The 12,252-nt window shown below is 48.5% G+C and carries 13 protein-coding genes and 2 pseudogenes; 13 read left to right on the forward strand and 2 right to left on the reverse strand.

Annotated features, from left to right (window positions below; genetic code table 11):
* Positions 1–102: 102 nt before the first annotated feature.
* The 12 genes and pseudogenes from msrP (at position 103) to OK023_RS15570 (ending at position 10,868) form a co-directional block, all read left to right on the forward strand.
* Complete coding sequence (msrP, locus tag OK023_RS15515) at positions 103–1,104, forward strand: protein-methionine-sulfoxide reductase catalytic subunit MsrP (protein WP_317693584.1); 1,002 nt, start codon at positions 103–105, stop codon at positions 1,102–1,104.
* Complete coding sequence (gene msrQ / locus OK023_RS15520) at positions 1,105–1,704, forward strand: protein-methionine-sulfoxide reductase heme-binding subunit MsrQ (protein ID WP_317693585.1); 600 nt, start codon at positions 1,105–1,107, stop codon at positions 1,702–1,704.
* Between the two features lie 285 nt (positions 1,705–1,989).
* Positions 1,990–2,442 (forward strand): type II 3-dehydroquinate dehydratase, encoded by a 453-nt coding sequence (gene aroQ, locus OK023_RS15525; protein ID WP_317697760.1) that lies wholly within the window; start codon positions 1,990–1,992, stop codon positions 2,440–2,442.
* Positions 2,443–2,473: 31 nt separating this feature from the next.
* Entirely contained in the window at positions 2,474–2,938 is a 465-nt protein-coding gene (gene accB, locus OK023_RS15530; RefSeq protein WP_317693586.1) for an acetyl-CoA carboxylase biotin carboxyl carrier protein, read from the forward strand.
* Between the two features lie 11 nt (positions 2,939–2,949).
* Positions 2,950–4,299: an acetyl-CoA carboxylase biotin carboxylase subunit gene (accC, locus tag OK023_RS15535; RefSeq protein ID WP_317693587.1), complete on the forward strand. Its 1,350-nt coding sequence runs from the start codon at positions 2,950–2,952 to the stop codon at positions 4,297–4,299.
* 141 nt (positions 4,300–4,440) lie between these two features.
* Positions 4,441–4,683, forward strand: coding sequence for a YhdT family protein (locus tag OK023_RS15540; protein WP_317693588.1), 243 nt, complete (start codon positions 4,441–4,443; stop codon positions 4,681–4,683).
* Entirely contained in the window at positions 4,673–6,118 is a 1,446-nt protein-coding gene (gene panF, locus OK023_RS15545; RefSeq protein WP_317693589.1) for a sodium/pantothenate symporter, read from the forward strand. Before OK023_RS15540 ends, panF begins: the two co-directional genes overlap by 11 nt.
* A gap of 11 nt (positions 6,119–6,129) precedes the next feature.
* Entirely contained in the window at positions 6,130–7,011 is an 882-nt protein-coding gene (gene prmA, locus OK023_RS15550) for a 50S ribosomal protein L11 methyltransferase (protein WP_317693590.1), read from the forward strand.
* Between the two features lie 214 nt (positions 7,012–7,225).
* Positions 7,226–7,963, forward strand: coding sequence for a carbonic anhydrase family protein (locus OK023_RS15555; protein ID WP_317693591.1), 738 nt, complete (start codon positions 7,226–7,228; stop codon positions 7,961–7,963).
* A 536-nt stretch (positions 7,964–8,499) separates the two neighbouring features.
* On the forward strand, positions 8,500–9,465 hold the full coding sequence (gene dusB, locus OK023_RS15560; RefSeq protein ID WP_317693592.1) for a tRNA dihydrouridine synthase DusB: 966 nt from the start codon (positions 8,500–8,502) through the stop codon (positions 9,463–9,465).
* A gap of 21 nt (positions 9,466–9,486) precedes the next feature.
* Positions 9,487–9,783: a DNA-binding transcriptional regulator Fis gene (gene fis, locus OK023_RS15565; RefSeq protein WP_000462905.1), complete on the forward strand. Its 297-nt coding sequence runs from the start codon at positions 9,487–9,489 to the stop codon at positions 9,781–9,783.
* Between the two features lie 396 nt (positions 9,784–10,179).
* Positions 10,180–10,868 (forward strand): annotated as a pseudogene (locus OK023_RS15570) (IS1 family transposase).
* Positions 10,869–10,897: 29 nt separating this feature from the next.
* On the opposite strand, the gene OK023_RS15575 reads toward OK023_RS15570, so the two are convergent.
* Positions 10,898–11,215 carry a DUF1493 family protein gene (locus OK023_RS15575; protein ID WP_317693593.1) on the reverse strand — a complete coding sequence of 106 codons (318 nt, stop codon included), beginning with the start codon at positions 11,213–11,215 and terminating at the stop codon, positions 10,898–10,900.
* Complete coding sequence (locus OK023_RS15580) at positions 11,212–11,667, reverse strand: STM2901 family protein (protein WP_317693594.1); 456 nt, start codon at positions 11,665–11,667, stop codon at positions 11,212–11,214. The genes OK023_RS15575 and OK023_RS15580 overlap by 4 nt, the downstream gene beginning before the upstream one ends.
* 259 nt (positions 11,668–11,926) lie before the next feature.
* On the opposite strand from OK023_RS15580, the pseudogene OK023_RS15585 reads away from it, so the two are divergent.
* A pseudogene (locus OK023_RS15585) lies at positions 11,927–12,244 on the forward strand (transposase); the annotation flags it as partial.
* Positions 12,245–12,252: the final 8 nt, after the last annotated feature.

The raw sequence follows: 12,252 nt of genomic DNA on the forward strand, positions 1-12,252 counted from the left end.
AAAACCATATTCGGGTCGAAAACACATTCTATCTTGTATTTCCCACTCGCATTACGCTCAGTTTCACGCCATGCTTACATCTTGACTTAAGGAGAAGAGCACATGAAACAACAGCGAAAACTGACTGAAGCCGATGTTACGCCTGAAAGCGTATTTTATCAGCGGCGTAAGGTACTCCAAGCGTTAGGGATCACCGCTGCTTCGTTGGCGTTGCCCACTCATGCGCATGCAGATTTACTCTCATGGTTCAAAGACAACGATCGGCCCAAACCCCTGCCCGGTAAAGTGTTAGACTTCAGTAAACCAGAGGCCTGGCAAGCCAACCTGCCTCTCACACCAGAGGAAAAGGTCACTGGTTACAATAATTTCTACGAGTTCGGTCTGGATAAAGCCGACCCAGCAGCCAACGCCGGTACGCTAAAAACAGAGGGGTGGAAGGTAACAATTGATGGTGAGGTCGGTAAACCGATGACACTGGACATTGACGATCTCATGAAACGTTTTCCCCTTGAACAGCGTATATACCGTATGCGCTGTGTTGAGGCCTGGTCCATGGTCGTGCCCTGGATCGGTTTTGAACTGGGCAAATTACTTAAGTTAGTCGAACCGAACAGCAACGCCCGCTATGTTGCATTTAAAACGCTTTACGATCCGCAACAAATGCCTGGCCAGAAAGATCCTTTTATCGGCGGAGGGCTGCAATATCCTTATATCGAGGGGTTAAGGCTTGATGAAGCCATGCACCCGTTGTCTCTGTTAACCGTTGGTGTTTATGGCAAAACGTTGCCGCCGCAGAACGGAGCACCGTTGCGTCTGATCACCCCATGGAAATATGGCTTCAAGGGCATCAAATCCATCGTGCAGATCAGCCTGACTCGCGAACAACCCCCTACTACCTGGAATCTGTCTGCTCCCAACGAGTATGGTTTTTACGCTAATGTGAATCCCGATGTTGATCACCCCCGTTGGTCGCAAGCCACCGAGCGATTCATTGGTTCAGGCGGAATTCTTGATGTACAGCGCCAGCCAACGCTGTTATTCAACGGCTATGCCGAACAGGTTGCCTCACTGTATAGCGGTATGAATTTACGGGAGAATTTTTGAGTGCGAGTCACCCCAAAACATGTCATCTGGCTCAAAGTGCTTATCTATCTGGCCGCTTTTCTCCCCTTTGTCTGGTTACTATTGGCGCTCAATCAGGGTTGGCTCAGTGCTGACCCTGCCAAGGATATCCAACACTTTACCGGCAGAATGACGCTAAAGTTGCTGTTAGCCTGCTTAATTGTCACCCCTTTAGCCCGGTATACGCGTCAGGCACTATTGATTCGCTGCCGCCGCCTGCTGGGCTTATGGTGTTTTGCCTGGGGTACGCTGCACCTGATAAGTTACTCGACTCTTGAACTTGGACTGAACAATATTGGCCTACTGGGGCAGGAGCTGTTCAGCCGTCCCTATTTGACCCTGGGTATTCTTTGTTGGCTTTTTCTATTAGCGCTGGCTACTACCTCAACCCTGTGGGCACAGCGCAAGTTAGGTGCCAACTGGCAGAGATTGCATAACTTCGTCTATCTAGTGGCGATCTTGGCACCGATTCATTACTTGTGGTCAGTAAAAACGCTTTCACCACCGCCTTTTATTTATGCCGTGATAGCGCTGTTATTATTAGCGTTGCGTTACAAAAAATTTCGGTCTTGGTGGCGCTAACCCTCGCAAGAACCCGCATGATTGATAGGATCCTTCTCATTTCCAGAATAGCGATTTTTTGTGTTCTATCCCTCATAATCCGACAGTCGCATACACAGTGTACTGATTTAGGGTTGAATATCTTCGCTGATAAGACCAGTATTTAGCTGCTAATTGCTACGATATCGTTATAATGCACGACCTTGTTCTTGCCGTAGCGACAAAATCAATGCTCGGCAAGTGACAAATCGGAAGTATCGGGTTATTTTCTACGATGATGGTTTTATTGCCGGAGATGTCAGCACGATGGCGGATAAGTTTCACATTTTGCTTCTGAACGGCCCCAACCTGAATCTGCTGGGGACGCGTGAGCCGGAAAAATACGGCAGCACGACGCTACCAGAAATTGTTAACGGGTTGGAAAACCAAGCGCTCGCGTTAGGTATCACACTGAGCCATATGCAATCCAACGCCGAACATGCGTTAATCGACCGTATTCATCAGGCACGCGGTAATACGGATTTTATTCTGATTAACCCTGCCGCGTTAACGCATACCAGCGTGGCACTTCGCGATGCTCTCTTGGCAGTGCAGATCCCGTTTATCGAGATACACCTGTCCAACGTACACGCCCGCGAGCCCTTCCGTCATCACTCCTACCTGTCAGATATTGCGGTAGGCGTGATTTGCGGCCTCGGCGCAGATGGTTACACATTTGCTTTACAGGCAGCGGTTCGCCGTTTGCCAAAAACCCACTAATTGCTACGCAAAAGAGTACGGAATCACACTCATGGATATTCGTAAAATAAAGAAACTGATCGAACTGGTTGAAGAATCAGGCATTTCTGAACTTGAAATTTCTGAAGGCGAAGAGTCAGTACGCATCAGCCGAGCAGCACCGGCACAGGCTTATCCAATGATGCAGCAGTACGCAATGCCAGCACAGCAGCAACCCGCACTGGTTAACGCTACTGTTGTTCCTACAAGCGCAGAAGCTCCTGTAGCGACAGCTGAGGTAAGTGGTCACGTCGTTCGTTCACCGATGGTAGGTACCTTCTACCGTACACCAAGCCCTGACGCGAAAGCATTCGTGGAAGTAGGCCAAAAAGTGAATGCTGGTGATACTTTGTGCATCGTCGAAGCAATGAAGATGATGAACCAGATCGAAGCAGACAAATCCGGTGTGGTTAAAGCTATCTTGGTAGAAAACGGTCAACCGGTAGAATATGACGAGCCATTGGTTGTCATCGAATAACGAGGCGTACCATGCTTGATAAAATTGTTATCGCCAACCGTGGCGAGATCGCGCTTCGTATACTGCGTGCATGTAAAGAGCTTGGCATCAAAACCGTTGCTGTTCACTCAAGTGCTGACCGCGATCTGAAACACGTATTACTGGCCGATGAGACTGTATGCATCGGTCCTGCGCCTTCCGTAAAAAGCTATCTGAACATCCCGGCTATCATCTCCGCAGCCGAAATCACCGGCGCCGTGGCAATCCACCCGGGTTATGGCTTCCTGTCTGAGAATGCGGATTTTGCCGAGCAATTAGAGCGCTCTGGTTTCATTTTCATTGGCCCACGTGCTGAAACTATCCGGTTGATGGGCGATAAGGTTTCCGCCATCAACGCGATGAAAAAAGCAGGCGTTCCCTGTGTTCCAGGCTCAGATGGCCCTCTGACCGACGACATGGATAAAAACCGCGCCTTCGCCAAACGCATCGGTTACCCGGTGATCATCAAAGCTTCAGGCGGTGGTGGTGGTCGCGGTATGCGCGTTGTCCGCAGCGACAAAGATCTTGAACAATCCATTGCCATGACCAAAGCGGAAGCTAAAGCGGCTTTCAACAACGACATGGTTTATATGGAGAAATACCTCGAAAACCCACGCCACATCGAAATTCAAGTGTTGGCCGATGGCCAGGGCAACGCTATCTATCTGGCAGAACGCGATTGTTCTATGCAGCGCCGTCACCAGAAAGTGGTCGAAGAAGCACCTGCACCTGGGATCACACCGGAACTGCGCCGCTACATCGGTGAACGCTGTTCAAAAGCCTGTGTTGAAATCGGCTACCGTGGTGCAGGTACCTTTGAATTTCTGTATGAAAATGGCGAGTTCTATTTCATCGAAATGAACACCCGTATTCAGGTGGAACATCCGGTCACAGAAATGATCACCGGCGTGGATCTGATCAAAGAGCAGCTGCGTATCGCTGCTGGTCAGCCACTGTCAATCAAGCAGGAAGAAGTCAAAATTCACGGCCATGCGGTGGAATGCCGCATCAATGCCGAGGATCCAAATACCTTCTTGCCAAGCCCAGGAAAAATCAATCGTTTCCATGCACCAGGTGGTTTTGGTGTGCGTTGGGAATCTCATATCTACGCTGGATATACTGTACCGCCGTATTACGATTCGATGATCGGCAAACTGATCACCTATGGTGAAAACCGTGATGTGGCCATTGCCCGTATGAAGAACGCACTGGCAGAACTGATCATCGATGGCATCAAAACCAACGTTGAACTACAGCAAAAGATCATGAACGACGAAAACTTCCAACATGGTGGTACTAACATCCACTATCTGGAGAAAAAGCTGGGTCTGCAAGAAACCTGATAGCCCATTATTGAGGAGTAAAAAGCACCGCATGGGCTGATCGGCGGTGCTTTTTTTATTAGATCAACTTGGCAAAACCTACACTTGCCGTAAAATCCCCACCTTTGCTAATCCATAACCGTAAACCCCCTGGAGGCACGGATGGAAAAACGCTTTATTCAAGCCCACCGCGAAGCACGCTGGGCACTGGGATTGACTCTGCTTTATCTATTGGCCTGGTCACTAGCAGCCTATCTCCCAAACAACGTCAGTGGTATTACAGGCTTGCCACACTGGTTCGAAATGGCCTGCATGCTGATACCACTGCTGTTTATCGGCCTATGCTGGCTGATGGTTAGCGTAATATTCCGCGATATTCCTCTGGAGGATGGCGATGAAGATTGAAGTCGTTCTGCCGTTAATCGCCTACTTGCTGCTGGTTTTTGGCCTCTCAATCTACGCTTATCGTCGTCGCCAGAGTGGGAATTTCCTTAGCGAGTATTTCCTTGGCAACCGCTCAATGGGGGGATTTGTCCTAGCAATGACCCTTACCGCAACCTATATCAGTGCTAGTTCGTTTATTGGTGGACCTGGTGCTGCCTATAAATATGGCCTAGGTTGGGTACTCTTAGCGATGATCCAACTGCCCGCCGTGTGGCTTTCGCTGGGTGTTCTGGGTAAAAAGTTTGCCATTCTGGCAAGGCGTTACAATGCCATCACGCTTAACGATATGTTGTTTGCCCGCTACCAGAGCCGCTTACTGGTCTGGCTGGCCAGCCTGAGCCTATTGCTGGCTTTCCTGGGCGCCATGACAGTGCAGTTTATCGGCGGGGCACGCCTGCTGGAAACCGCAGCGGGTATTCCTTACGATCACGGTCTGTTGATTTTTGGCGTTAGCATTGCGCTTTATACCGCCTTTGGTGGGTTCCGTGCCAGCGTACTCAACGACGCTATGCAGGGTTTGGTGATGCTGTTAGGCACAGTGTTACTGCTCGTAGCAGTGATCCACGCCGCTGGCGGTTTGCATAACGCGGTAGATAAACTGCAACAAATCGATCCAGCGCTGGTTTCACCACAAGGTGGCGAGCAGATCCTTAGCTTGCCTTTTATGGCATCGTTCTGGATTTTGGTGTGCTTTGGTGTGATTGGCCTTCCACACACCGCCGTGCGCTGTATCTCTTACAAAGACAGCAAAGCCGTACACCGCGGAATTATTCTCGGCACCACAGTGGTAGCACTTCTGATGTTTGGCATGCATCTGGCTGGGGCCTTGGGCCGAGCAGTGATCCCCGACTTAGCCATCCCCGACCAGGTGATCCCAACGCTGATGATTACGGTACTACCACCCTACGCTGCGGGGATCTTTCTGGCTGCACCAATGGCAGCCATCATGTCGACCATCAATGCCCAATTGCTGCAATCCTCCGCGACCATCATTAAAGATCTGTATCTGGGCGTTCGCCCACAGAACATGCAGAACGAGAAGATGATCAAACGTTTTTCCAGCCTGACAACGCTGATCCTTGGGTTGCTGGTGTTGCTGGCAGCCTGGCGGCCACCGGAGATGATTATCTGGCTAAACCTGCTGGCGTTTGGCGGATTGGAGGCGGTGTTCCTATGGCCACTGGTGTTTGGACTTTACTGGGAAAGGGCCAATACGCAGGGAGCCCTTAGCTCAATGATCATAGGTGCGATATCCTATACATTATTAGCCAGCTTTAAGATACAACTTGCAGGACTGCACCCCATTGTACCTTCACTGCTGTTTAGCCTGTTGGCGTTTTATATCGGTAACCTCTGCGGCGAAAAACGTCTCCTGCCCTCATCTTTACCCTCTTGAAGAGAATCACTATGCCTTGGATCCAACTAAAACTTAACACCACCGGCAGCCTGGCAGAAGGCCTGAGCGATGCGCTGGTCGAGAGCGGCGCTGTATCAGTAACCTTTCAGGACACGCACGATAATCCCGTATTTGAGCCGTTACCTGGCGAAACCCTGCTGTGGGGCGATACCGATGTGATCGGCCTGTACGATGCCGCAACCGATATGGCCGAAGTGGTGGTGATGCTGGAACAACACCCACTACTAGGTGCGAATTTCCGGCATAAAATTGAGCAGTTAGAAGATAAAGATTGGGAACGTGAATGGATGGATAATTTCCACCCTATGCGTTTCGGTGAACGCCTTTGGATTTGCCCAAGCTGGCGCGATGTTCCCGATTCAGATGCCGTCAATGTGATGCTCGACCCAGGTTTAGCCTTCGGCACTGGTACACATCCAACTACAGCACTTTGCCTACAATGGTTGGATGGCTTGGATCTGGCAGGAAAAACCGTCATCGACTTTGGCTGTGGTTCGGGCATCTTGGCAATCGCAGCACTAAAACTGGGTGCTGCACGCGCCATCGGCATTGATATTGATCCCCAAGCGATTCAGGCTAGCCGCGATAACGCTCAGCGTAATGGCGTTTCTGAACGTTTAGAGCTGTACTTGCCGAAAGACCAGCCGGCCAACCTGTCGGCCGACGTCGTGGTAGCCAATATCCTGGCTGGTCCACTGCGTGAGTTGTCACCATTAATCAGCGATTTGCCAAGATCCGGTGGCTACCTAGGGCTTTCTGGCGTTTTGGCCACTCAAGCGGCGAGCGTAGCGGAAGCTTACGAAGATAAATTCACCCTCGATGCGGTAGCAGAACGCGAGGAGTGGTGCCGCATTACCGGTCAACGCAAATAGTTACACTTTTCCTACCATAAAAAACCATCGGAAATTTAATTAGTTTCGGTGGTTTCCTTTGTTTTCTAAGAAATATCCGTATTTCTAGTTAAAGAAACCGAGCATATGCTTAAAAGTATTGCGCGTATCCTACTGCGCGCAGCAATGGTGGGCTATGAAGCAATGAACGACCCGCTTGAGATGGTTGATATTTTTGTTTGCAAAAGGTAAGAAAATGAAAGGAAAAATGTTGTTTGCTGCCATCCTGGCTACCAGCTTCACAATTAGTGCTGCAGAGCATGCCCATTGGGGCTACGAAGGTCAGGAAGATCCGGCGCATTGGGGAAAACTCTCACCAGATTTTTCACTGTGTGAAACCGGTAAAAATCAATCCCCAATCAATATTCATGGTGCACTGAAAACAACCCACCACGGCAAACTTGAACTGGCTTTCAAACTGGGTAGGCAACAAATCGTCAACAATGGCCATACCATTCAGATCAACGTCAGCGAAGGGAACACGTTAGAATTAGATGACGATAACTTCGTTTTACAGCAATTCCATTTCCACTCCCCAAGCGAAAATGAAATTGATGGCAAACAGTTTCCGTTAGAAGCGCATTTTGTCTTTAAAGACAAAGACGGTGCTTTGGCTGTAGTAGCACTGATGTTCGAAGAGGGTAAAGCCAATACGCAACTGGCACAGGCCTGGCAACAAATGCCCACAGCCGTTGATCAAACCGCTGTGCTCAACAAGCCAGTGGATATTAAGGCGCTGTTGCCTAAAGAATTTCACTTCTACCGCTTCAGTGGCTCATTGACCACTCCACCATGCTCTGAAGGTGTCAGCTGGATAGTCATAGATAAACCTGTAAGCGCTTCTGCTGAGCAAATCAGCCAATTCCGTTCCGTTATCCATCATGTCAACAATCGCCCGGTACAACCGCTCAATGGCCGCATAATCATTGATTGATGTCAGGCTGTAGCCTTAATTGCACGTAAGCGTCGCTGGCAACCATTTAGACATCCAGTAAAGCATGAACCGCCAAAATAAGCGGTAAACAGCGCCCCTGTTAGTTCAATTGGCCCAAGCCAGCATAGCCCGTGGCGGCAATGTAGCACCGCCTAATCTTTTGCTCGCCGTCGCCCCCGATGGGATGACGGCGAGCCATTGATACTGGCGTACCGCACATTTTCCATAATAAATTTGCGGTTTTATTTCCAAAGTACAGTACTGGCAATATCTCGATATGCATGATGTCGCATGCTTATACTCATCCCTCTCCCGCCTAAGATAAAATCCTATTATTTGCAGAGTATTTATCTGCACAAAAAACACTCTAAAAAATTCAACTCATTGTTAAATAAGTATAATATTTTTACAGGCTTCTACGAACCGTATTTTCATTGATAAATAGCAGTAAATTGGTCAAAGTTTGTCCTTTCATCTCGATGAAAAAATGCGTAATATACGCGCCCTTGCGGGCACAGTATGGTCATTCTTTGTCTATGCGCATTGGACAACACCAGTTAACAAATTGCTTGATTGCGGCCCCGATGGCCGGTATCACAGATCGACCATTCAGAACCTTATGTCATGCAATGGGGGCTGGGATGGCTGTGTCCGAAATGCTCTCCTCTAATCCAGAGGTATGGCGAACGGATAAGTCACGTCTGCGTATGGTACATAGCGATGAACCAGGGATCCGCTCCGTGCAAATAGCCGGATGTGATCCTGATGATATGGCCGCTGCTGCGCGCATTAATGTGGCCAGTGGTGCTCAGATCATCGACATCAATATGGGGTGCCCAGCCAAGAAAGTGAACCGGAAACTTGCCGGGTCTGCATTACTGCAGTATCCAGACCTGGTTAAGCAAATCCTCCTTGCGGTAGTTAACGCAGTGGATGTTCCGGTAACACTTAAGATCCGTACTGGCTGGGAACCAGAGCACCGTAACTGTGTAGAGATTGCCCAACTGGCCGAAAATTGTGGTATACAGGCCTTGACTGTTCATGGCCGAACCCGCGCTTGTCTGTTTAACGGCGACGCGGAGTACGACAGTATTCGGGCAGTTAAGCAGAGTGTTTCCATTCCGATTATCGCGAATGGCGACATTACTGACCCGCATAAAGCCAGAGCAGTGCTCGACTACACTGGGGCTGATGCCCTGATGATAGGCCGCGCTGCTCAGGGGAGACCCTGGATCTTCCGGGAAATCCAGCATTATCTGGACACTGGGGAGTTGCTATCACCGATGCCACTGGGCGAAGTGAAGCGCTTGTTGATAGAGCATATTCGGGAGCTGCACGGCTTTTATGGCCAAGGCAAGGGATTCCGGATTGCTCGAAAGCACGTCTCCTGGTACTTACAGGAGCATGCCCCAAATGACCAGTTTCGGCGCACATTCAACGCCATTGAGGATGCTAGCGAACAGCTGGAGGCGTTGGAGGCATATTTCGAAAATCTTGCGTAACAAAAAAGAGCTGACAGAACTATGTTCGAACAACGCGTAAATTCTGACGTACTAACCGTTTCAACCGTGAACTCACAGGACCAAGTGACACAAAAGCCTCTGCGTGACTCGGTTAAGCAAGCACTGAAGAACTATTTTGCTCAATTGAATGGTCAAGATGTTAATGACCTGTATGAGCTGGTATTGGCTGAAGTTGAACAGCCACTGTTGGACATGGTGATGCAATACACCCGTGGCAACCAGACACGCGCAGCCCTGATGATGGGAATCAACCGCGGAACACTGCGTAAGAAATTGAAAAAATACGGCATGAACTGATACTAGTCAGTTAACGTATTGAAAAAAGGCGCTTTTACCTCATTCGGTAAGCGCCTTTTTCTTTTCGCGTGATACACCACGTGATATACAGTGACATGAAAGATATTAATCTCTATTAAACGCAGGCAAACAAAAAAGCCATCTAAGCAGCATCGGTATGCCCTTTCAATCATGAGTAAGTAAGACATGGAAAATGTGTATTTGAAGATCACCGCATCGGTATTTCATCATGTGGGAATCGTAAATATTGGATACTCGAACGCCAAAAATAAAAAAAAACCAAAGCGGTTTCTCAAGCAATATTAAAATTATCTAATCAATCGACGGTATATCTTACGGATTACCGGTCGTGACTCAGATTTAGTGTTGTTGTATTCTTTGCCCTTTGGATGATTGATGGCAAAGATTGATGTGGTTTGTCCCCGTTGCTCTGACACTCAGGGGGTTATCCGAAACGGCCATTCCAGTTCAGGATCGCAGCTCTATCGCTGTAAGCAGTGTCTGAAGACCTTCCAGCTCCACTATCGCTACAACGGGGCTAACATCAAACCATTGTTGATATGGCGATGAACGGCTCCGGATGCCGCGATACGGCAAGAGCACTGCGGATAAGTCTCAACACCGTTCTCCGTCATCTAAAAAACTCGCACCGCATCAGGTAGCGCAAAACGTTGAGCCAGGGGGCAGAAGTCGTTATTTGTTGTGAAGCCGATGAACAGTGGTCGTATGTCCGCTGTAAAGGCAATCAGCGCTGGCTGTTTTATGCCTATGACCGTATCCGAAAGCGCGTCATCGCCCACGTGTTTGGCCCGCGAAATGCACTGACACTCCAGCGTCTTCTGGTTTTGCTGGACCCGTTTAGCATTGCCTTCTACATGACCGATGCCTGGCCGGTATACCGGACTTTATTGTCTTCAACCAGTCATGTTATCAGCAAGAAATACACGCGGCGGATTGAGCGACATAATCTGAACTTGCGGACCCATCTTAAGCGGCTTACCCGCAAGACCATTTGTTTCTCAAAGTCAGAAGAGATGCACGATAAGATCATCGGATGGTATCTGACAATCAACCACTACCACTAAATCTGCATCACGACCGCCGAGTTTTGTTATTAATAAAGCCATCGTCCAGCCTTAGCGGAATCGATAAACATTTGTATGGTGAGCGAAGTTTTATCCTGATTAACCGGCTTTCTAAAGAATAGGAAGGGGGTTTTCCAAGGAAAATAATTTGTAATAATAAAATCGGCAGGATTAACATTAAAATGTACAAAGTATTTTTCAATCATTTCCGCTACATCATCTGCTTCATACAGCTCCTGCAAGGTAGAGTGGTCGTCAATATCAACCTTCTTTAGCAAAAGTGTTGTTATCAAAGGCAATTCGCTTTTTACAAACTCCCTTACAGCAGCATCAGTTACCTGATTCACAAAATTTTATCCTCTGGTCGTGCGATTGTGTTGTAGTTTCTAAGAGTGCGGTAACCGATTGTTGAAACGTCATTCGCAAGTATGACCCAACCTAGAACGGGAACAGCTCTTCCAACAAAGGCACCAAGATTATTAACCCACATAATCTTAATTCCTCTGAGGCTAAAAGATTTTCTAGTCAGTGTTGGTAATACCCGCGTTTTAAACTTATAGCTGATATGTTTGCGAAAAAATAGCGATGCATGTGACGTTCCCGGTGTGGCTGTGCTTGGTTTTCCAGGCACATCAATAATATTACTACCAAGAACAACGGCTGCAACGCCTATGATATCCTGTATTCCTAACTGCTTTTCAACTTCTTCAACGAACACCCAAAAGAGCAATTCTTGTGGCGTGAGGTTAGTTAATCCCTTATAGAAATACGTTCCGTTCAGTTCCTCTACCGTATCCATATGGTTCTCCTTATCGTGCAATTAACATTATCTTAGGTCAGGCTTAGTACAGCAGGTACATAGTATAGGCCTGTCCATAGGATTCAAGGCGGTGATTTCTTAGCAATCATGCTAGTTCTTAATACCAGCCACGCCCTTTATTTTTCTAAAGCTCATAGAAAAAAGTTTTTTACCCTGAAAACTGCCCTCAGTGTCAGCATAGTTGTCACCCCCCTTCTAAAAATGGATCCAGAGGGCGACGGAGTGACAAATAAAACGTATTTCTCCCGAACGTAAAGCCAGCGTGTTGGCAAAATTGCTGCCCCCTTACAACATGACTGTCGCGGCTGTTGCACAGATGGAAGGGATATCGGAAGCGACTCTCTATAATTGGCGCAATCAGGCTAAATCAGAGGGGAAACCGGTGCCCGGTGCAGAGAAAAACAGTGAACAGTGGCCCGCCGAAGCGCGGCTCGCCGTTATCGTGGAAACCGCCACGTTAAGTGAAACGGAAATCGCCGAATACTGCCGCAAAAAGGGGCTCTATCCCGCGCAGATAGCGCAATGGAAACAGGCTTTTTTGCAGGTTCCTTCTGGCGATGATAA

Source organism: Serratia sp. UGAL515B_01 (genome assembly GCF_033095805.1).
GTDB lineage: Bacteria > Pseudomonadota > Gammaproteobacteria > Enterobacterales > Enterobacteriaceae > Chania.

What these genes read in the sequence shown, in the direction of transcription:
- msrP (WP_317693584.1), top strand. Translation starts at nt 103, where the DNA reads ATGAAACAACAGCGAAAACTGACTGAAGCCGATGTTACGCCTGAAAGC.
- aroQ (WP_317697760.1), top strand. Translation starts at nt 1,990, where the DNA reads ATGGCGGATAAGTTTCACATTTTGCTTCTGAACGGCCCCAACCTGAAT.
- accB (WP_317693586.1), top strand. Translation starts at nt 2,474, where the DNA reads ATGGATATTCGTAAAATAAAGAAACTGATCGAACTGGTTGAAGAATCA.
- accC (WP_317693587.1), top strand. Translation starts at nt 2,950, where the DNA reads ATGCTTGATAAAATTGTTATCGCCAACCGTGGCGAGATCGCGCTTCGT.
- OK023_RS15540 (WP_317693588.1), top strand. Translation starts at nt 4,441, where the DNA reads ATGGAAAAACGCTTTATTCAAGCCCACCGCGAAGCACGCTGGGCACTG.
- panF (WP_317693589.1), top strand. Translation starts at nt 4,673, where the DNA reads ATGAAGATTGAAGTCGTTCTGCCGTTAATCGCCTACTTGCTGCTGGTT.
- prmA (WP_317693590.1), top strand. Translation starts at nt 6,130, where the DNA reads ATGCCTTGGATCCAACTAAAACTTAACACCACCGGCAGCCTGGCAGAA.
- OK023_RS15555 (WP_317693591.1), top strand. Translation starts at nt 7,226, where the DNA reads ATGAAAGGAAAAATGTTGTTTGCTGCCATCCTGGCTACCAGCTTCACA.
- dusB (WP_317693592.1), top strand. Translation starts at nt 8,500, where the DNA reads ATGCGCATTGGACAACACCAGTTAACAAATTGCTTGATTGCGGCCCCG.
- fis (WP_000462905.1), top strand. Translation starts at nt 9,487, where the DNA reads ATGTTCGAACAACGCGTAAATTCTGACGTACTAACCGTTTCAACCGTG.
- OK023_RS15580 (WP_317693594.1), bottom strand. Translation starts at nt 11,667, where the DNA reads ATGGATACGGTAGAGGAACTGAACGGAACGTATTTCTATAAGGGATTA.